The organism is Tenacibaculum soleae, from assembly GCF_001693415.1.
GTDB classification, from domain to species: domain Bacteria; phylum Bacteroidota; class Bacteroidia; order Flavobacteriales; family Flavobacteriaceae; genus Polaribacter; species Polaribacter soleae.
The window spans coordinates 1-19,608 of record NZ_MAKX01000042.1 but is presented as its reverse complement, the minus strand read 5'-3'; the positions used below and the strand labels follow the sequence as shown (position 1 = coordinate 19,608).

Annotated in this window: 21 protein-coding genes and 1 pseudogene; 9 read left to right on the top strand and 13 right to left on the bottom strand. The window is 30.8% G+C overall.

Annotation, left to right across the window (positions count from 1 at the left end):
- Positions 1 to 42 precede the first annotated feature (42 nt).
- The 9 genes from BA195_RS13835 to BA195_RS14615 all read left to right on the top strand — a co-directional run bounded on the left by BA195_RS13835 (position 43) and on the right by BA195_RS14615 (position 11,364).
- Positions 43 to 831, top strand: coding sequence for a precorrin-6A/cobalt-precorrin-6A reductase (locus BA195_RS13835; protein ID WP_068706467.1), 789 nt, complete (start codon positions 43 to 45; stop codon positions 829 to 831).
- Complete coding sequence (gene cbiD / locus BA195_RS13830) at positions 822 to 1,907, top strand: cobalt-precorrin-5B (C(1))-methyltransferase CbiD (protein ID WP_068706465.1); 1,086 nt, start codon at positions 822 to 824, stop codon at positions 1,905 to 1,907. Before BA195_RS13835 ends, cbiD begins: the two co-directional genes overlap by 10 nt.
- Positions 1,904 to 2,620 carry a hypothetical protein gene (locus BA195_RS13825; protein ID WP_068706463.1) on the top strand — a complete coding sequence of 239 codons (717 nt, stop codon included), beginning with the start codon at positions 1,904 to 1,906 and terminating at the stop codon, positions 2,618 to 2,620. Before cbiD ends, BA195_RS13825 begins: the two co-directional genes overlap by 4 nt.
- A complete protein-coding gene (locus BA195_RS13820) occupies positions 2,617 to 4,260 on the top strand; it encodes an AAA family ATPase (protein WP_068706461.1) in 1,644 nt (547 codons plus the stop codon). The genes BA195_RS13825 and BA195_RS13820 overlap by 4 nt, the downstream gene beginning before the upstream one ends.
- A gap of 11 nt (positions 4,261 to 4,271) precedes the next feature.
- Positions 4,272 to 5,585 carry a cobyrinic acid a,c-diamide synthase CobB gene (locus BA195_RS13815; RefSeq protein ID WP_068706459.1) on the top strand — a complete coding sequence of 438 codons (1,314 nt, stop codon included), beginning with the start codon at positions 4,272 to 4,274 and terminating at the stop codon, positions 5,583 to 5,585.
- Entirely contained in the window at positions 5,582 to 6,172 is a 591-nt protein-coding gene (locus BA195_RS13810; RefSeq protein ID WP_068706457.1) for a cob(I)yrinic acid a,c-diamide adenosyltransferase, read from the top strand. Before BA195_RS13815 ends, BA195_RS13810 begins: the two co-directional genes overlap by 4 nt.
- Positions 6,173 to 6,237: 65 nt before the next feature.
- Complete coding sequence (gene cobW / locus BA195_RS13805) at positions 6,238 to 7,314, top strand: cobalamin biosynthesis protein CobW (protein WP_068706456.1); 1,077 nt, start codon at positions 6,238 to 6,240, stop codon at positions 7,312 to 7,314.
- A 62-nt stretch (positions 7,315 to 7,376) separates the two neighbouring features.
- A complete protein-coding gene (cobN, locus tag BA195_RS13800) occupies positions 7,377 to 11,123 on the top strand; it encodes a cobaltochelatase subunit CobN (RefSeq protein ID WP_068706454.1) in 3,747 nt (1,248 codons plus the stop codon).
- Between the two features lie 58 nt (positions 11,124 to 11,181).
- Positions 11,182 to 11,364 carry a nicotinate-nucleotide--dimethylbenzimidazole phosphoribosyltransferase gene (locus tag BA195_RS14615; protein WP_338116853.1) on the top strand — a complete coding sequence of 61 codons (183 nt, stop codon included), beginning with the start codon at positions 11,182 to 11,184 and terminating at the stop codon, positions 11,362 to 11,364.
- A gap of 70 nt (positions 11,365 to 11,434) precedes the next feature.
- Here BA195_RS14615 and BA195_RS14285 read toward each other — a convergent pair whose 3' ends face one another.
- From BA195_RS14285 to BA195_RS13740, 13 genes and pseudogenes are all read right to left on the bottom strand, one after another.
- A complete protein-coding gene (locus BA195_RS14285; RefSeq protein WP_068706452.1) occupies positions 11,435 to 11,644 on the bottom strand; it encodes an integrase core domain-containing protein in 210 nt (69 codons plus the stop codon).
- Positions 11,645 to 11,652: 8 nt separating this feature from the next.
- Positions 11,653 to 11,907 (bottom strand): annotated as a pseudogene (locus BA195_RS14280) (DDE-type integrase/transposase/recombinase); the annotation flags it as partial.
- A 15-nt stretch (positions 11,908 to 11,922) separates the two neighbouring features.
- Complete coding sequence (locus tag BA195_RS14495; protein ID WP_176715006.1) at positions 11,923 to 12,096, bottom strand: hypothetical protein; 174 nt, start codon at positions 12,094 to 12,096, stop codon at positions 11,923 to 11,925.
- A 247-nt stretch (positions 12,097 to 12,343) separates the two neighbouring features.
- Complete coding sequence (locus BA195_RS13785; RefSeq protein WP_245662365.1) at positions 12,344 to 12,646, bottom strand: transposase; 303 nt, start codon at positions 12,644 to 12,646, stop codon at positions 12,344 to 12,346.
- A gap of 375 nt (positions 12,647 to 13,021) precedes the next feature.
- The gene (locus BA195_RS13780) at positions 13,022 to 14,491 is read right to left on the bottom strand and encodes a hypothetical protein (RefSeq protein WP_068706448.1); all 1,470 of its coding nucleotides are present in this window, start codon (positions 14,489 to 14,491) and stop codon (positions 13,022 to 13,024) included.
- Between the two features lie 296 nt (positions 14,492 to 14,787).
- Complete coding sequence (locus tag BA195_RS13775; RefSeq protein ID WP_068706446.1) at positions 14,788 to 15,624, bottom strand: IS3 family transposase; 837 nt, start codon at positions 15,622 to 15,624, stop codon at positions 14,788 to 14,790.
- Complete coding sequence (locus tag BA195_RS13770) at positions 15,588 to 16,028, bottom strand: helix-turn-helix domain-containing protein (protein ID WP_068706444.1); 441 nt, start codon at positions 16,026 to 16,028, stop codon at positions 15,588 to 15,590. The genes BA195_RS13775 and BA195_RS13770 overlap by 37 nt, the downstream gene beginning before the upstream one ends.
- 206 nt (positions 16,029 to 16,234) lie before the next feature.
- The gene (locus BA195_RS13765) at positions 16,235 to 16,537 is read right to left on the bottom strand and encodes a type II toxin-antitoxin system RelE/ParE family toxin (protein WP_068706441.1); all 303 of its coding nucleotides are present in this window, start codon (positions 16,535 to 16,537) and stop codon (positions 16,235 to 16,237) included.
- Positions 16,538 to 16,759, bottom strand: a complete 222-nt coding sequence (locus tag BA195_RS13760) for a hypothetical protein (protein ID WP_068706440.1) — start codon at positions 16,757 to 16,759, stop codon at positions 16,538 to 16,540. It abuts the gene before it with no gap.
- Positions 16,760 to 16,975: 216 nt separating this feature from the next.
- Complete coding sequence (locus BA195_RS13755; protein WP_068706439.1) at positions 16,976 to 17,293, bottom strand: type II toxin-antitoxin system RelE/ParE family toxin; 318 nt, start codon at positions 17,291 to 17,293, stop codon at positions 16,976 to 16,978.
- On the bottom strand, positions 17,284 to 17,526 hold the full coding sequence (locus BA195_RS13750) for a hypothetical protein (RefSeq protein WP_068706437.1): 243 nt from the start codon (positions 17,524 to 17,526) through the stop codon (positions 17,284 to 17,286). Before BA195_RS13750 ends, BA195_RS13755 begins: the two co-directional genes overlap by 10 nt.
- A 206-nt stretch (positions 17,527 to 17,732) precedes the next feature.
- Positions 17,733 to 18,248, bottom strand: coding sequence for a hypothetical protein (locus tag BA195_RS13745; protein ID WP_068706435.1), 516 nt, complete (start codon positions 18,246 to 18,248; stop codon positions 17,733 to 17,735).
- A gap of 145 nt (positions 18,249 to 18,393) precedes the next feature.
- The gene (locus BA195_RS13740; protein ID WP_068706433.1) at positions 18,394 to 19,302 is read right to left on the bottom strand and encodes an alpha/beta hydrolase; all 909 of its coding nucleotides are present in this window, start codon (positions 19,300 to 19,302) and stop codon (positions 18,394 to 18,396) included.
- Positions 19,303 to 19,608 lie beyond the last annotated feature (306 nt).

Sequence of the window (19,608 nt, the reverse complement as noted above, 5' to 3'; positions counted from 1 at the left end):
AATAAAAACAGGCTAATTAATTAAAAACAAATAAGAAAAACAATGATACTTGTATTTGGAGGAACAACAGAAGGTAGAAAAGTAGCAAAATTGCTACAAGAAAAATCGATGCTTTTTGTGTATTCAACAAAAACAAATATTCCTTTTGAAGAAAACAAAATTGCTAGTTACAGGCATGGTGCTTTAAATGAAAAACAATTAGAAAATTATCTGATAAAAAACAATGTAAAACTGATTGTTAATGCCTCTCATCCCTTTGCCGAAATATTGCATAATACTATCGCAAGGGTGGCTGAAAGTTTGCAAATACCTGTAATACGATTTGGTAGAAAATTATTATCAAAAACAATTCATCCGTTAGTATTTTATGTAAATACTTATGATGATGCTTCTAATTTATTTAAAGAAAATCATATACTATTAGCATTAACAGGTGTACAGTCTATTAAGAGACTAAAACATTGGTGGCAAAAAAACACGACCTACTTTAGAATACTAAACAGACCTGAATCTTTAGCTATTGCAAGAGAGAGTAATTTCCCTGAAGAACAATTAATTTTAGGATTGCCTTCTGCTGATTTAAAAAAAGAGATTGAGTTAATTAAAGCGAAATCAATAAATATTGTTTTAACTAAAGAAACAGGAAACAGTGGTTTTTTAAGTACAAAAATAGAAGCGGCATTAAAAACGGACACACAAATCATCATCATCACACAACCAGAAATTCCTCCTTACTTTAAACCAGTATTTAATGTAGTTGAGTTAGAAAACTTACTTACTAGTACGCAGCGTTCATTATCGCTAACTAATAACGCAACTAAATGGGATTAAGAAAAGTACCTAAAGGCCCTTTAAGAGACGGATTTACAACTGGTACGTCTGCCACAGCTGCTGCAAAATCAGGATTGATGGCGATTATCCATCAAAAAAAGATAGCTTCAGTAAGTGTGCACCTCCCTATTGATAAAGTATTGGAAATTCCTGTACATCATTGTGAATTTACAGAAAACACCGCTAAATCTTCAGTAATTAAAGATGCAGGTGATGATCCTGATGTAACAAACGGAGCAGAAATTGGATGTATTTTAAAACTTACACAAGAAAAAGAAATTCAGTTTATCGCAGGAGAAGGTGTTGGTACTGTTACGCTTAAAGGCTTAGAGCTCGCTATTGGAGAGCCTGCTATTAATCCTGTTCCTAGAAAAATGATAACCAGTGCCATTCAAAAATTATTGCATGATTATGATTTAGAATGTGGTGTATCTGTAACAGTATATGTTACGGATGGCAAAAAGTTAGCAAAACGTACACTTAATGAACGTGTAGGTATCATGAATGGTTTGTCTATTTTAGGTACAAGCGGTATTGTAAAACCTTATTCATCATCATCATATATAGCAAGTATAGAGCAAGGTATTGATGTTGCTGTTGCTAATAATATTACCGAATTGGTAATTAATTCGGGTGCTAGAAGTGAAAAATATTTATCAAATAAATTTAGTCATTTGCCCGAATATGCTTTTATCCATTATGGAAACTGGATTGGTGATACACTCACTAAAATAAATAAATCTCCCATTAAAAAAGTTAGCATTGGTATTATGCTAGGAAAAGCTGTAAAACTAGCAGGAGGAGTTACAGATACGCATAGTTGTGTATCTAGTTGGAACAAAGACTTTGTTGTAGAATTAGCTCGTCAAGTTGGCTTTTATGATGCTGATAAAATAAGAGAATTAAACATGGCTGGACGATTGATTGAATTGTTTGAGTTTGAACAAAACTCCCCCTTTTTTCAATTGTTATTAAAACATTGTTATGAACATACACATTCAAAAATTAAACAGGTAGTACTAGATATTTACCTTATTCATAAAAACGAAACCCTTATTCAATTTATAAAAAAATGACTTTAACTTCTTTAATCAGGCCTTTAATGGCTGGTATTTTACATTCTTTTGAACCCGATCATGTTACAGCTGTTTCAGTATTAGCTACCGAGAATGCGATCAATAAACAAAAAGTTAGTTTTAAAACTGTTTTTAAAGCATCTCAATGGGCTTTTGGTCATTCAGTAACACTATTGCTTTTTGGTGGTGTAGCATTGTTATTTAAAAGCATGGCTACTTTATTTATACATGATATTTCTTTTTATGCAGAACTAGCTGTAGGCCCAATTATGATTTGGTTAGGAGTTGTAGCTATTAAAAGAAATCATGCTATTAATGAAATGGTAAATGACCATAAAAAGATTGAAGCTCATGAACACGACCTTTCAAACCCAATACATCTACACGGAACCAAAGGTGAAGAAATAGCCGTAAACCCGATGAATAAATCATTTTGGATTGGTATGTTACACGGTTTAGCTGGTACAGGAGGCGCCTTAACATCTGCTTTAGTTTTAAGCAGTACCACGGTAGCTGATGCTATTTTAATTTTAGCTGTAGAATCTTTAGGGATTATTGTGGCAATGGGTGTTTATAGTTATGTTTTAATTTATGTAATGAGTCGATTTTTAGAACGAAACTTAGCTATTTTTAAATGGATGAATGGTATTGCAGGAATAGCTTCTGTTATTATTGGAATTGTTTGGTTATATAATAGTATTCCTCAATTATGATACAAGATAAAAAACAACTCAATTTTCCTTTTTCAGCTATTGTTGGGCAAGATGATTTTAAGTTAGCACTTATTTTAAATTTGGTTGATCCACTTATTGGTGGTGTGCTTGCTATTGGTGATAAAGGTACTGGAAAGACTACTTTAATTAGATCGGTAGCAAACCTAATGAGTACCCAACAAAATTCATCTTTCGTAAATTTACCTATTGGTGTTTCTGAAGACAGACTGTTAGGTAGTATTGATTTAGAACAATTAATAAATACTAAAAAGGAGATTGTTAACCTTGGTTTAATGGCACAAGCAAACGAAGGTATTTTATATGTAGATGAAATTAATTTACTACAAGATTACCTCACCGATATTTTATTAGATGCAGCTGCTTCTGGTAGTTACTATTTAGAAAGAGAAGGTGTTTCACATTATTTTAAAAGTCGCTTTTGTTTAGTAGGTTCTATGAACCCAGAAGAAGGGAATTTACGTCCTCAGTTAAAAGATCGTTTTGGCTTAAGTGTTACTATAAAAACACCTACTGACGTTGCAATTCGCCAGCAAATAATTAAGCAACGTTTTAAATTTGATGATAACCCTATTGAATTTATAGTGAATTATAAAAGTGAAGATGAAAATATTTCTAAACAGATTGAAGCTGCTAAAAAGAACTTAAAAGCTATACAAATAACCGATGCTATTATTGAATATTGTAGCGAATTAGCCGTAAAACATCAAGTGGAAGGTTTACGCGCAGATATTTTATTATTAAAAACAGCAAGAGCGTATGTCGCATATAAAAATACAGCAACAATTACTAAAAAAGATGTAGCTATAATTGCCGATTTTGTATTAAATCATAGAAGTTTACACACGCCTCCTAATCAGCAGGATTCTTCTGATAATCAAAATAACCAATCACCAAAAAACAATGCTGAGACAAGTTCATCTAAAGAAGAAAACGCAGCTATTCTTATTCCTAAAAACGAGTTTCAAAAACAAAAAGAAACCGCTACAAATACCATACAACAAGCTACAAATACTGTTAATAGTATAGATGGTAATGTTTCAGTTAATGATACAAAAAAAACGGTAAGCCAATATTTAGCAACTGATAAATTTGAATTAAAAACGAAACGAAAAAATAACCTATTAAAGCAACATCATATTTTTTTAATTGACTCTAGCGGTTCAATGTTAAAAGATAAAATTATTGCTTATGCCAAAGGAACTGTAAATAAAATAGCTGAAAACTCTAAAAACCAAAATACAGAATTTTCAATGATTTCTTTGTTTGATGGTGAAGCGCAACTTCTTTTAAACCAAACAAAAATTTTAAAAGACATTGAAATTGCTTTAATGGATTTAAAAACTGGTGGAAAAACAAATTTAAAAGCAGGTTTTAAACATATAAAACGAATTACTGCTGCTATTGATTTTAAACATTACTTACATATAATAACTGATGGAAAACTAAACGCTGGTGATAATTTAGAAGATACTGTATTGGCTTTTCAAACCTATTGCAAAGGTATACATGATGCTCAAATTATTGATGCAGAAAAAGGAATGGTAAAAATTGGTGAGGCCAAAGAATTAGCCAATCGCATTAATGCGAACTATGAAGTTTTAATTACTGAAAATATATAAACCTAAGATACTTGACAAAACAGTTTATCATATCAGCACCCAATAGTAACGCAGGAAAAACAACCATTACCTTGGGATTATTGCGTTTATTCAAACGTAAAAACAAAACAATTCAACCTTTTAAAGTTGGACCAGATTATATAGACCCAAAGTTTCATGAATTAGCCTGCAACAAAGTTGGTGTGAATCTAGATTTATATATGATGTCTCAACAAGATATTGATACGAACCTATCTCATTACGGAGAAAAAGGTGACATTAATTGTATTGAAGGTGTTATGGGCTTATTTGATGGTGCTAAAAAAGACAAAGGTAGTACAGCTGAAATGGCTAAAAAACTACAAACTCCCGTTTTACTAGTAATTGATGCCAAAGCAGTTGCCTACTCTGTTGCGCCACTTATACAGGGATTTGTGAATTTTGATGCAACTATAAAAATAATGGGAGTTGTTTTTAATCGTGTAGGTTCTAAAAGACATTATACCATGTTACAAGAAGCTTGCGAGGATATTGGTGTACAATGTTTTGGGTATTTATCAAATTTAAAAAACATTGAAATTCCTTCAAGACATCTTGGATTAAATATTCAAGAAATTGAGAAATTTGATAGTATTATTGATCTAATTGCTGACGAATTAGAAAAAACACTAGACTGGAATGCTATTTTAAAAATTTCGAAAGAAGTAAACACTCCTCCTCCTTCAATACATAAAACAACGACTAAAAATATAACATTTGCTATCGCTAAAGATGAAGCTTTCAATTTTATATATCCTCACAATATAAATGCGATGAAACAACTGGGAAAAGTTATTTTCTTTAGTCCTATTCATGATACTGAAATTCCGAAATGTGATTTTATATTTCTTCCAGGAGGATACCCTGAAGCTCACTTAAAAGAACTTTCTGCTAACACCTCAATGTTAGAAAACATCAAAACATTCGCTGAGAATAATGGTCAAATTTATGCGGAGTGTGGCGGAATGATGTATTTAGGAAAATCAATTATATCTGAAAACAACACCGCTTTTAAAATGGTTAATTATTTTGATTTTGAATCGACCATAGCTGATAAAAAATTGCACTTAGGCTATAGAACAACCAAAACAAATAATCACATCTTTAAAGGACATGAGTTTCACTATTCTAGTTTACAAAACGATAATGAAACTACTATAAATGCAACAGTTTTAAATGCCAGAGATGGTGAAACTGACACTAAAATTCATAAAAAAAATAAGGTAATAGGTTCTTATATCCACCACTATTTTGGTACACCTGAAATACTATTACAATTAATTAACGAACTAAATAATAACGTATGAAAATTTACACAAGAAAAGGAGACAAAGGTAGTACTGGAGTTTTTGGAGGTAAAAGAGAATTTAAAAACTCAGCACGAATTGAATGTATCGGAACTTTAGATGAGGTAAATTCAACTATAGGATTAATGCGTTCTAAATTAGGTAACGACCACGAGTGGCAACCTAACTTACATCGTATTCAAAAAGATATGATGAATATGATGTCGCATTTAGCACGCCCATCAGATTCTAAAAAAGTAAATCCAAATCCTGAGCCTAAAGACGGTGCCGAATTTTGTGAACAATGGTTAGATGAAATGGAAGACAGTATCAGTTCTCCTTCTGACTATTTTTTACTACCTGGAGGAAATGAAATATCTGCACTTTGCCATGTTTGTAGAACGCAAGTAAGAAGAGGTGAACGACAACTGGTTACTTTAATGCAAGAAGATCCTGAATGTGTACATGACTATATTATGAGTTACGTAAACCGTATGTCTGACTTATTCTTTACCATGGCTAGAGCTGAAATGGATAAACATGGTGTAGCGGAAGAAAAATGGAATCTTTTCTTATACAAGAGAAAGAAAAAAACAGTTAAAAAATAACCCCTGAATTTATTTCAGAATCATATAAAAGCACAATTCAATAGTAACAATTTATATTTTTAAAAATGAATAAGAAAATACCAATTACCATCGTTACCGGATTTTTAGGTGTAGGAAAAACAACCCTAGTACATAACATGTTAAGAAATGCTAATGGAAAGCGTATTGCCGTGTTGGTTAATGAGTTTGGAGAGGTTGATGTAGATGGACAATTAATTGCTTCGTCAGAATGTGGTGATGATGATTGTAATTTAGTACAATTACCAAACGGATGCATTTGCTGTACTGTACAAGAAGAGTTTTTACCTTCTATGCTACAATTATTAGAGCGTAAAGAAGAAATTGACCATATTGTTATTGAAACTTCTGGTTTATCAATGCCAAAACCTTTAGTAAAAGCTGTTAACTGGCCAGATTTAAAACCCCATATAACTATAGATTCAGTGATTACAGTAGTAGATGCTGTTGGAATAGCTACTGGAGAAATTTGTGATAGAGAACGCGTGCAAGCACAACGTTTAGCTGATGATTCTTTAGATCATGAAACACCAATTGAAGAATTATTTTTAGATCAATTAGCTTGTGCTGATTTAGTTTTAGTTAGTAAAAGAGATTTAGTTGACGATGAAAAGTTTTCAGCAATAACTAAAATAGTAACCGCTAAAGCAAGACCAAATACGAAAATTATACCTGTAGAAAACGGTACGTTAGATAATAGTTTATTGTTAGGTATTGAAGCTTCTGCAGAAGATGATGTAGATAATCGTCATTCTATTCACGAAGAGCACCATAAGTCAGGAAATCACCACCACCATAATGACGATATTAAAACTATTTTGTTAGAATATACCGAAACAGCAGCTATTAAAACTTTAGTTACCGATTTAAAAGCATTGGTAGAAAAACACGAAATTTATAGAATTAAAGGTTTTGTAAACATTCCTAACAAACCTATGCGTATGGTTTTACAAGGTGTAGGTTCTCGTTTCGATTATTATTTTGAAAGACCTTGGGGAGCTAATGAAGAGCGTAAAACAAGTATCGTTGTTATTGGTAAAAATATAGAATTGACTGAAAAAAATGAAGTTATTACTCATGTTCATTCGCATAGTCATAGTCACAGTCACGGACATTCTCATTAATAAATAATTTGCTGTTCTATTATAACAATAAATAGTATTTAGGTTTCATAAAAATATAAAGCGTGCATTTAATTTCTACCATACCGGGCGGCTGGAATCCTAACGATGAAGGAGTATTTTACATCGATCAATCTCCTGGAGATATTGTTTTTTTATCTTCGGCAGATTCTGATTTATTTATGATGAATAATGCCTACAAATTAGTACATAATTCTGTAGAAAATGCACCCTCTTTTCGTTTTGCTAACCTTAGCTATTTCAAACAAGAATTAACTATAGATACGTATATTGATGAGGTTATTTCATCTGCCAAAATTGTTGTTCTTAAACTTTTGGGTGGTAAAGCCTATTATAATTATTTATGTGAAGCCGTTACTGATTGCTGTGAAGAAAACAACATTCAATTAGTATTTTTACCTGGTGATAATAAACCAGATTTAGAGTTAATGCAATCTTCTAACATTCCGTTAAAAGATGTAGACCTAATTTGGAAATACATTCAATCTGGTGGTATTGAAAATTGTAAATCAGCGTTGCAATTAATTAACAACCGAATTAGTGATTCAAAAGTAACTCCGAATGCTATTAAAACAATTCCCGATTTATTTTTATATCACCCTAAAGAAGGAATTTATACTACTTTAAAACCAAAAAGCACCCAAAAAAAAGCCATTATTTTTGGGTACCGAAGCTACTATCTATCTAATAATTTAGCACCTATACATAGCCTTATTAGTGCATTAGAAACACAAGGCATTTCAGCTGTTGTTTTAATGGCAGCTGGCTATCGTGAGTATGATATTCAGCAACAAATATTCGACTTACTAAAACAACATCATCTTAAATATCCTCAGGTTATTATAAACACTACGGGATTTAGTGTGCAAGGATTTCATGACACCACACAAAGTTTATTTGATGTATTTAATGTTCCTGTGATTCAAGCTATCATGGGAAGTTGTAATCATGAAAGTTGGTTAGAAGGTAATTTCGGCTTGCCTCCGACTGATATTGCCATGAATATTGCCCTACCAGAAGTAGATGGTAAAATTATCTCAAAAGTTATTTCATTTAAAGAATCTATAGAAAAAGACACGTTAACAGATTCTGAGGTTGTTTCTTATGCACCACATATTGAAGGCTGCCAATTTGTTGCTAAAATGGCAAAAGCTTGGATAAATCTTCAGAATAAAAATAATTCAGAAAAGAAAATCGCTTTAGTTTTACCTAATTATCCTAATAAAAATAGCCGTTTAGCAAATGGTGTTGGTTTAGATACGCCACAAAGTACCTTGCAAATATTAGCGCAATTAGCTGATGAAAATTACGAATTATCTGCTAATTACCCCACAACAACTAACGAACTTATAAATAAATTAACCGATGCTATTACCAATGATGTAGCAACTATAAATACTTTAAATGAGCGTAAAACAATTCGTTTAGAAGAAAGTATTTTTTATAAGTATTACAATCAATTATCTCCAACACTTCGAAATACTGTAGAAGCACAATGGGGCCAACCAAATGAATCTCCTAATTATAAAGAAGGCGCTTTTTTAATTCCCGGGTTTATATCTAAAAACATATTTGTTAGTATTCAACCAAGTAGAGGGTATAACTTAGATTTACAAGCAAGTTATCATTCTCCAGATTTACCTCCTCCTCCAGCTTATTTGGCATATTACATTTGGTTACAATACAGTTTTAAGGCGGATGCTTTAGTACATATAGGTAAACACGGAAATTTAGAATGGTTACCAGGGAAAAGTGTTGCCTTGAGTAAAGAAACGTGTTTTCCTGCCGCTATTTTAGGAGCAATTCCTCATTTTTACCCGTTTATTATTAATGATCCAGGAGAAGGAACACAGGCTAAAAGAAGAAATCAAGCAATTATTTTAGATCATTTAATTCCACCAATGACCCGCGCTGAGAATTATGGTGACTTATTAAAGTTAGAACTCTTAATAGATGAGTTTTATGAGTCTGCTTTAGTTGATAGAAAACGTGCTACGCTTATTAAAACCAAAATTGAAAGTCTTGTAAATGAAACCCATCTTAAAACCGATTTAAATCAAGATGGAAAAGATATAGATGCCTTATTAGAAGTAATTGATGGGTATTTATGTGAACTAAAGGAATCTCAAATTAGAGGTGGTTTACATATTTTAGGAAAATTGCCTAGACAAGAAAAATTAGTCGATTTAATTGTTGCCTTACATCGTTTACCTCAAGGAAACTTAAAAGGAATTACACAATGTTTAGCGGATGATTTACAACTTAATTTCGACCCTATAAATGTGGTTTATTCTGATTCTTTAGATAAAGAGATTTTCGGTATTCATTGTAGAACCTACGGACAAGCTGTAGAATTACTAGAAAACAAAGCTAAAAATATCATTAGTCAATTGTTAGCTGGTAATAACGTCAGTAAAATTGGTGCTGATACAATACAAATTATAAAATACATACAACAACATACGATGCCTGTTTTACAAAAAACAAGCAATGAAATAGGTAATTTAATTAAAGGGTTAAACGGTCAATATGTTCCTGCTGGTGGTTCTGGCGCTCCAACAAGAGGACGATTAGATATTTTACCTACAGGACGAAATTTTTATTCTGTTGATATACGTACTGTTCCTTCGGAAACAGCGTATCAACTAGGGCAAAAAAGTGCGCAGAATATTATTGATCGCTATTTACAAGAAAACGGAGAATACCCTAGTTCTATTGGATTATCTGTTTGGGGAACCTCAACTATGCGAACTAGTGGTGATGACATTGCGCAAGCCTTAGCGTTAATTGGTGTAAAACCTGTTTGGCAAGGAAGTAACCGAAGAGTTAAAGATTTTAAAATACTTTCTACATTAGAACTTAAAAGACCAAGAGTAGATGTTATGTTGCGTATCTCTGGTTTTTTTAGAGATGCTTTTCCTGATTTAATTTCGCTATTTAATGCGGCTATAGAAAAAGTGGCCTCTTTAGATGAAACTGCTGAACAAAACCCTATAAAAAAGCGTTTTGATGAAGAAAGAAAGCAATGGAAAGAAGAAGGTTTAGATGATAAACAAGCTAGTGAAAGAGCTTTATACCGTGTGTTTGGTTCTAAACCTGGTGCTTATGGTGCTGGCTTACAAGGTTTAATTGATGGTAAAAATTGGACTACTTCTGATGATTTAGCACAGGCTTATATTAATTGGAGTGGTTACGCATATGCTGGTAAAAGCAACAGTGGAAAATCGGCTCATGAAACCTTTAAAAAACGATTAGCGAATATTGAAGTGGTAATGCAAAATCAAGACAATAGAGAGCATGATATTTTAGATTCTGATGATTATTATCAATTTCAAGGTGGAATGACAGCTGCCGTGAACACTATAAAAGGATCGCAACCTGAAATTTATTTTGGAGATCATTCTCGCCCTGAAAATCCGAAGGTAAAATCGTTAAAAGAAGAATTGTTAAAAGTGTTTCGATCTAGAGTAGTGAATCCTAAATGGATGCAAGGTATGCGTGAACACGGTTATAAAGGTGCTTTTGAAATGGCAGCAACAATGGATTATTTATTTGCCTATGATGCTACTACTAATTTGATTGAAGATTTTATGTATGAACAAATAACGGATAATTATTTGTTTGATAATGAAAATAAAGAATTTATAGAAGAACACAATCCTTGGGCATTAAAAGATATGTCTGAGCGCATGTTAGAAGCCGTTCAAAGAGGAATGTGGGAAAATCCATCAAAAGAAACTATTGAACAGTTAAAAGATATTTATAAAAAGTCTGACGCCATAACAGAATAAAAAATGAGAAAATTTAATATTCAAGCTCCAGATGAAACCATTTTAGTCGATTTAGAACATAAAAACCAATAACAAAACCTTTAGGAGCACTAGGGAAACTAAAAGAAATTGCTTTAAAATAGGAGTCATTCAACAAACATTAACTCCAAAATTAAACAAACCTTCTATTGCTGTTTTTGCAGTAGACCACGGTATTGCAGAAGATGGTGTCATAAATCCTTTTCCGCAAGAAGTTACTTAGCAAATGGTGTTCAATTTTTTAAGTGGAGGTGTGTCTAGTCCTGAAATATGGCTACAGGTTAAAATTGATTTTAAGCTGATAATTTGTATACCATATTAGGTGTTTTATAGTCTAAAGATAAGTGTAATCTTACTTCGTTGTATAAATTAATTGCATTTTTTGTAGCTCTTTTTGCGTGCGCCACGTTATCAAAGGTCTGGTCGAGATAAAATTCATCTTTTAATATGCCATTTACACGCTCTGCTATCGCATTTTCATAACAATGATTTTGTTCGGTCATACTAATACTTATCTTTTTTCTTTTAGTATTTGTGTGTATACATTACTACAATACTGTATTGCTCTGTCTGAATGATGAATAAGTTTTTTAATGTTTTTAGTTTGATAAATAGCCTTTTTAAGTGCTCTCACACATCCTTTTAACTCCAAACTATTACTTAGATCGTAACCTACTATTTTTCTAGAATGCATATCAGTTATTAAAGCCAAATAGCAAAACCGTTTTACTGTTCTAATGTATGTGATATCAGACCCCAAAACTTGGTTATTTCTAGTAACTTACAGGTCTTTTATAATGTTGTTATATTTATAAAAACGATGATAAGAATTCGTAGTTCTAGCACTTGTTTTTCTTCTAAGTGTTAACATTTGATGCTTTCTAAGCACATTAAATAAAGTATCTCTACCAACTTTAATATTAGCTTTATTAAAATCTACATCTAAGGATTTCACGAGTTTTCTTACACCTTCTCTAGGAAGGGATTTGCGTCTTTTTTTAACGATGTTAATAATCTGTTGTTCTAGTTTTAAACGTTTATCAGCTCTAGATTTGTAATACGCATCACGTTTAAGTCCAAAACAATGGATTATAGTCTTTAAATAAGCAAATCCCTTAGATTTTCCTTTAGCTTTAATTAAGGCTTTATACTTAACTTTTTTTTTAGTTCAGCAATAGATTTATAACCTAGATCCTCAGCAGCTACTTCAAGATAGGATTCTTCATAGCATCGAGATCTTTTTTTAGGAGTAGTTTTTTAAGCTTTTCAATCTCTTTTTGAAGTGCTTTAATTCTAGATATTTCATCTTTAGTTTCCACTTTTACTCTGGTGTTCATTAAGTCTTTTCGATTGTACTTTTTAATCCACACGTTTACTGTTGTAGGAGCAATAGAGTAGAGTTTACAAAGTTCGCTCTTTGTATGTTTTCCGATTGTAAGTTCGGCTAAAATTTTTAATTTAAAAGGTTCACTGTAACGTCTAATTACTTTGTCATTTCTGTACATAATGTTTAAGATTATGTAGCCTTATTTCAGGACGGATCAGGATAAACAGCTACGATCTTGTATATGAAAAGTAGCAGATTTATATGTACTAATTTTCAATTTAAAAACAAGATAGCAGAAAAGAACTAAACCTTGAGTTATGCTCTTAACTGCTATTTTTTATATACGTTGTTAGCAAACGTTAATTTTGATAAATTTAATTATTTGTTTTATATTCTAACGGTTACTGCCTTGAAAATAAAATGACAACAACATCACTCCCAAAATGCCCAGGTATTGATATAGTAAATTCATTTTCATTAATTAAAGTAATCCTATTTGGACTAATGTTAAAAGTATCTCCATTTGTATTGTTATGAATACCATCTATGTTTTCTATGACATTATTTCCATCATATATATATATGAATCTTCGTAGTTTAAATAATTACTCTCAGGACTATCCGAAGTTAAAGTAATTGAACTACAAATTAAGTTACCATCATTGTCAGCTGATGGAATTATATAAAAATTTAAGTATCTATTAATTAAAATATTGATGTTTTGTTCGGTAATCGTTGCAGTACCATTATTAATATAATAAAAAGCTTGATATACATCACACTGGCTATTATAGTTACTTTGACTATAAGGCGCAGAAAAAGGTTGGCCATTAAAACTTATTGCTTGCCAGTTACCTATAAAAGGGTTTGGTGTTTTATTAACTTTAATTGGCAAGCTACCTGAAATATTATTAAATTCATCATTAAATGAAAAGTTAAGTTCTGCTTCTACAAATTCAGTAACAATAGATTCATCAATTATTGAGACTGTTAATTTAATGTTTCCGTTCTCAAATGAGATATTATTAAGTATTAAGTTGCTGTTGCTGAGGGATACATTTAAGTTATTAAAAGAATCTTGGTCAGCAGTTATATTGCTAATTTGATTAGTGTTATTAACAATATATTGGCTTAGTAAGCTAATGTTAGAAAAGAAAATATTATCGTTTAAAAACTGAATTACAGTGTTTAGCTTTCCAATAATAGTGTTAAATTTATTGTGTTTTGAAAAATATTCCGATATATTTCCATTATTGTCGTTTTCATCAGAATTTATAATTGCTCTATTATTTGTTTCAAGCGATAAGGTTATTTCCTGATTTGTAGTAAATTCTATAGCTTGATTTTCTGAACGACCACTTATATTATTATTTCCTACAACTCCATCGATGATAACTCCTAATACTTTGAGATTTCTCTCAGCAAATTGAGTTTTGTAATTTGCTGCTTTATTCCATGCAATTATTGCAATACCAGTACAAACTAATTTAGTCGTTGGTTCGGGGTCTAAAATTGCAGCTGCAGTAGTTAATCCACAAGCAAGTGTAGCAAAACCATATTTTGTTAAAAGACCTAAGTCAGTTAAACTAGATGACGTTCTATTTGCAAAATCAGTAGTTAAAATTTCATCAAATAATGCTTTATTTGCTTTGTAGTATTTAGCCATTGAAATTTTATCTTCCTCTGAAGAATTTGCATAAACATCATTTAAGTTTGTCATAAATGCATTAGTGTAGTTGTAGTTAGCCGTCCCTTGTGTAGTTGTTAAATAGTCGTTGATACTAGAAAAATATGTAGATAGGGTTTCATCTGGAGTACTATTGATGATTGTTTCAGTAATTAAATACTTTATTTTAAAATTTTGTAAATTAGTTATATTAAGAATTTGTTCTCCCAATTCTACATTACTTGGAACTTTAAAAACATATTCAGAATCATTTGTTTTTAAAATTGTTACTTCACTGTTTTCAATATAACCAGTGTATTGTTCATAGGTTAAATTGTCATTTGTAATAGTAACCAACTGTGATGTTTTAATTTCTCCCCCCCATTAATAAATTGTTCTGTAATAACTTGTTCCGTTGGTGTAGAACTATCATCTTTCGAACAGCCAATTAGTAATATAATTGACAAAAATGTAATTAACTTTTCCATAGATTTTTTTTCAAAATTAGTTTAAATGATTAAACAAATCAATACCCAATATAGGGTATTGTATTATACTGATATAGGTTGACCTTTTTTTAGGCTAATTTATAGCGTTCAAACTATTTTTTTAGCCGTTTAAAAGGCAAAAAATAATTTGAACTAAGTTTGTTTTTAAATTGTTAGTTCAGTCAAGTTTACATTATTTTTTCGATAGGATTTGTATTTGATGTTTGGATTTAAATGTACTTCGGATGGTTTTCTTAAATCTAAGCTAAAATGTGTTCTTAAATTGTTATAAATATATACAGCTTGTTTAGCTGATTTTTGAGCAATAATAGTGTTTTTAAGACAGTTTCTAAGGCCATATTCATATTTCAAAGTTCTATTGATTCTCTCAGCAATAGCATTTTCATATGGGTCATATTGCTCTGTCATACTCATTGTTATTCCATTTTTTTCAGCAAACTGTGTATATTCTGGACAGCAGTATTGCATCCCTCTATCAGAATGATGAATTAACTTTTCGGAAGGATATTTTCTATTTTTTAAAGCATCTTTACAGAGTGACACCTTCATATGGTCATCTAATTTATATCCCATAATTTTCTTAGAATATGTGTCAGTTACAATAGCTAAATAGTTGTGTCCTTTTTCTGTTTTAATGTATGTAATATCACTTACCCAAAGTTGTTCGGGTCTAGTAGGTATTTTGTTTTGAATGAGGTTTTTATATTTTTTAAATAGATGATTAGAGTTTGTGGTAGTTATGTAGTTTTTGAGTTTAAGGACGAGTAAATTATGCAGTCTTAATACATCAAAAAACTTATCTCTACCGATTTTAATTTCTATTTCAATTAATTGATTTTTAAGTTCTTTATAGAGTTTTTTACCCCCAGTTCTGGAGCTTACTATTTTACGATATTTTTTGACCATCGTAATTATTTTAGTGTCGTTTATAGCTTTACTTTGTTTTACTTTTTCTCTTTTGTAGAAGGCTTGTTTACTAATCCCAAAACACTGATAGAACCATTTTCTTTTAAACGGTTTTTCTTTTTTAGTTGTATCTCTTTTGCTAATGTTTTGGGTAATGACTTTTTTGACATATCTACTCCCGTAATGATTTCCATGTCAGCAATAACATCTTGCTGAAAGTCTTTTACAAACTCTAGTTCTTCAATACGCTCCTTTAGTTTTTTAATTTCATCTAATTTACTCATACCTGTGTTTTGTTGGACTAAAGTACTATATTTTTTGATCCAATACCCAATTGTTGTTCTTGGAGCATCATATTTTTTAGAAGCGAAATTAGTGGAAATTTGACCGTTTTGAATTTGGTCAACGACAGACAATTTGAGTTCAAGTGTTACTTTTTGGTAGCTTTTTTTTTGCCAGTGTTCTTTTTGTGTTTTCATAAGTGACTATAATTAAATGTTTAATTTTAGTCAACCTATTTCAGGACGCTGTTTTTTGTTAATGAAACCCAACGTGTTTGTGTATGCTTTGTTGCGTGGTTTAAACATCTAATTTAGTAAATAAAAACCGAATAGAAAATCCGCGAGGATTTTTGTAAGTAGGCGAGAACTAGCCATTAATTATACACCGTGTTGTGCGTTGTTATTTAGATTTCTTGCTTTAATTTTTTCGGGCTTTGTCTTGTGTCAAAAATTGTAACTACATTAATTTGTTTAGATGTAAATCTATAAAATAAGGTAGTTTGTTTTGTTACAACACATTTCCTTAATTTTTTTCCTTGTTTAGATTCAGGAAACATTTCAGGTTGATTTCTGATAAGTTCAATTGAATAATCTAACTTTTCAATGAATTCATTTTTTACTTCAACAGACCATTTTTCAACTAAATAGCTGAAAAGGGAATCTAATTTTTTCTCAGTCGTTTTTGAAATAACAACTTTACGAATCATTTATCTGTGTTTTTGCATAAAAGAATCATAATCGGTCATTTCTCCGTTTTCAATTTCTATTGATGCTTTTTCAATTTCAACTCTTTGTTCAAGCGATAATTCAGTCCAAAAATCTACTGTTTTTTCCCTTTTAAAAATGTTTTTAATAGACTCAATTATTTTCGGATTTTGAGTATCTAAAAGCATTTTAGCTAATTGTATTTTTTCTGCTTGAATATTCATCACATTTAATATTTATAATCAAAAATAAGAATTATAGTTCAAAATATTCTTGATATGAAGATTTTTTTTAATTACGCACAACGTACTTGTGTATGGTTTCGTTACGGAAAAGAGCGCAGCAATTTTCCGAATTTAGACCAAAGATAGTGAAAGTGCGAGGATTTTCTGTAAGAAAATCCCCCGTAATGAACTATACACGTTGTTGGCAATCTGGCATTATTTCGTTCGCTTAATTTTCGGTGGATTTTGTCGAGTGTCAAATACATCATTTATTTCAACCCAATTTTTGGCGGAGTTTATCCAATAAATAATTTTATAATTCTTAAAAACTAAATATCTAAATTTTTGTTTTCTTCCTTTTAATAATTCTTCAATTTGCCCAATTTCTGGTTGAGTTTTTAATTTTAGAGTTTCATTATAAATTCCGTCAACTACTTTTTTAGCAACTTGATAATTTACTTTTCTATTATAATATTTGAAGATTTCAGCGAGTTCTTTTTCGGAAAATTCAGTCCAATATATTTTTAACTCCATTGTTCCATTTTGGCTTTTAATTCACTAGCCTCAATTAGTTTTCCGTTTTCTGAATCGTTCATTGATTTGTCAATTCTCAAATTAAATTCCTCAATAGACATTGGATTAAAATCAATATTTTCAGCATTGCTCTTCCCTTTTCTCAATATATTTTCAAGCTTAGAAATAACTTCCTCACTTTGAATTTTAAGGAACTCTTGCATAAATTCTATTTTTCTTGATTGAATGTCCATCTGTTATAACTTTTTTCAAATATACAAAATTTTCAAAATCAGAACGGTTTTTTTGTTTTTCACGTGTTTTTTTGCTTGTTGCTAACGTTGTTGTGTAAGATTAGTTGCGTATTTCAAGCAACTAATTTACTAGATTAATCACGAACGGCGAAATTCCGAAGGAATTTCCCAAGTGAGCCGAAACTAGCAATTAATTTTACACGTTGTTATGTGCTGGCTTTTCTTTCCGTTTTTAATTTGTTTCCGCAATTCAAATTCTCAAAGAAACTTAATTGTCGCTCAAATAAATATCCATTAGCAATGAATTCCATTTCATATTCATTCGTTTCGATATTCAGTTCCATTTGGTCAATTGAATATTCGTGAAGCCAAAATCTAAAATATCGAGCTTTTAATATAGAAACTCCGAGTTTTAATAAAATCCACATTGGTGATAAAAAAAATGGATTAATACTTTCTTTTCCGCGTTTGAGTGAGATTCCAATAATGTTTTCATTCGGAATAGGAATAGCAGTTAATTTATTGGAATAGTTCGCACGTAATAAAATTCCGCCAGTTCGTTTTTCAAAGTTGCATTTCGATTCAATTTTCAGAGTTTCAGTTTCTGAATTTTTCGTTTTAAATGACTTTAGATAAAATCCTGTACTTCCAATCGCTTTCGGTTTTCGTAAATCGATTTCGGCAGGTTTTCCAATCTGTTTTATTATTGATTGTTCAGTCATTTTATTTTTAGTTCGAATCTTTCCTCAGCTTACACATAACGTGTTTGTGCATGATTTGTTTGCGATTAAAATTGCGATTCACTTTCCGCCAATGCGGAAAGATAATTAATTCGCGTGAATTTCCGAAAGGGAAATTCCGCCGCAATTAATTATACACGGTGTTGGGCATAGTTTTTTTCTTTATCCATTCTAAAATTTCTCTTTCATTTATTATTGACCAAGAATGTGGATTTCTTTTTCCATTTTTTCGGTAACCTTTATTTTTGGTTTCTATATATGATGTTTTAAAACCATTCTCTTTTAATTCTTTGTGTAAATTTTTTAATTGAAAACTATTTGTTTCCTCAAAACCTCTTTTATAAATAGTTCTATTAAATTCCAACGCTGGTTCTGTATAAAACACCAATTCTGTTTCATTAAATTTAACATTTTCAATATATTTTAAAGAATCTAAATATGGTGAAAATATTTTATATTCTTCTAAATTTTCTTTAGGCTTTCCTATTTTTTGATTTAGATAATTTAACAGGAAACTAGATTCATTTATTAGAACAGAATTATTTTTTTCAACTTTCTGTTTACAGTTTTTATATAATTGTATTAAATCTACTGGAGAATCCACAATAAAAATTCCTTTTGGATTAAATTCTCCATTTTTATAAAAAGTCAGATATTTTCCCAATTGTAAAGCGAGATTTCCACCAGCAGAAAATCCACCAATATAAATTTCGTTTCCATGAATGTTATTTTCTTTTATTATTTCCCAAAGAAGTTTTGCGGTTTTTTCTTTTTCTAATTTATTCAGGAATAAATTTCTGTTTGTTTTAATAATTAAGACGGAAATGTTTTCATCTAAAACACTTTTAATTAAATTTGATTCGTTTTTAACTCCTTCATTATTTTCTCCAAAACCAGGAAATAGAATTAATAATTCTTGATGATTTTTAGGAACTATTAATTCATAAGATTCAGAATTAATAGTTATTTCCTCTTTGGTATAAGTTTTACAGTTAAATAGAAATAAAATTGTTAATATGTATACTGTTTTCCTCAAATTATGCCCAACGGTCTAGTATAACCGTCAGTTACGGGTTTATATGCGTTAATTTTGGGTTTGACACTGACGTTAGCAATTCCAAGTGGATTCGGACGTAGTCGAATCCGCCGTAATTGCGGTTATACATTGTTGGCAAACGTTATTATTCATCTTCGTTTTCTATTTTTGGAAATATCTCTTTTCCATCCCATTCCAGAATTCTTTGGGTCAATTTAGTTTCAACCCATTCCGTTTCATATTCTTTAGTTTCACCAACTTCTCTTTTGTAAACTATTTTGCCTTTTTTTCCCTCTTTGTCATTTG

What these genes read in the sequence shown, in the direction of transcription:
- BA195_RS14285 (WP_068706452.1), bottom strand. Translation starts at nt 11,644, where the DNA reads ATGACCGAACAAAATCATTGTTATGAAAATGCGATAGCAGAGCGTGTA.
- BA195_RS13765 (WP_068706441.1), bottom strand. Translation starts at nt 16,537, where the DNA reads ATGATTCGTAAAGTTGTTATTTCAAAAACGACTGAGAAAAAATTAGAT.
- BA195_RS13755 (WP_068706439.1), bottom strand. Translation starts at nt 17,293, where the DNA reads ATGGAGTTAAAAATATATTGGACTGAATTTTCCGAAAAAGAACTCGCT.
- BA195_RS13785 (WP_245662365.1), bottom strand. Translation starts at nt 12,646, where the DNA reads ATGTACAGAAATGACAAAGTAATTAGACGTTACAGTGAACCTTTTAAA.
- BA195_RS13745 (WP_068706435.1), bottom strand. Translation starts at nt 18,248, where the DNA reads ATGACTGAACAATCAATAATAAAACAGATTGGAAAACCTGCCGAAATC.
- BA195_RS13810 (WP_068706457.1), top strand. Translation starts at nt 5,582, where the DNA reads ATGAAAATTTACACAAGAAAAGGAGACAAAGGTAGTACTGGAGTTTTT.
- cbiD (WP_068706465.1), top strand. Translation starts at nt 822, where the DNA reads ATGGGATTAAGAAAAGTACCTAAAGGCCCTTTAAGAGACGGATTTACA.
- BA195_RS13820 (WP_068706461.1), top strand. Translation starts at nt 2,617, where the DNA reads ATGATACAAGATAAAAAACAACTCAATTTTCCTTTTTCAGCTATTGTT.
- BA195_RS13750 (WP_068706437.1), bottom strand. Translation starts at nt 17,526, where the DNA reads ATGGACATTCAATCAAGAAAAATAGAATTTATGCAAGAGTTCCTTAAA.
- cobW (WP_068706456.1), top strand. Translation starts at nt 6,238, where the DNA reads ATGAATAAGAAAATACCAATTACCATCGTTACCGGATTTTTAGGTGTA.
- BA195_RS13760 (WP_068706440.1), bottom strand. Translation starts at nt 16,759, where the DNA reads ATGAATATTCAAGCAGAAAAAATACAATTAGCTAAAATGCTTTTAGAT.
- BA195_RS13835 (WP_068706467.1), top strand. Translation starts at nt 43, where the DNA reads ATGATACTTGTATTTGGAGGAACAACAGAAGGTAGAAAAGTAGCAAAA.
- BA195_RS13770 (WP_068706444.1), bottom strand. Translation starts at nt 16,028, where the DNA reads ATGAAAACACAAAAAGAACACTGGCAAAAAAAAAGCTACCAAAAAGTA.
- BA195_RS13825 (WP_068706463.1), top strand. Translation starts at nt 1,904, where the DNA reads ATGACTTTAACTTCTTTAATCAGGCCTTTAATGGCTGGTATTTTACAT.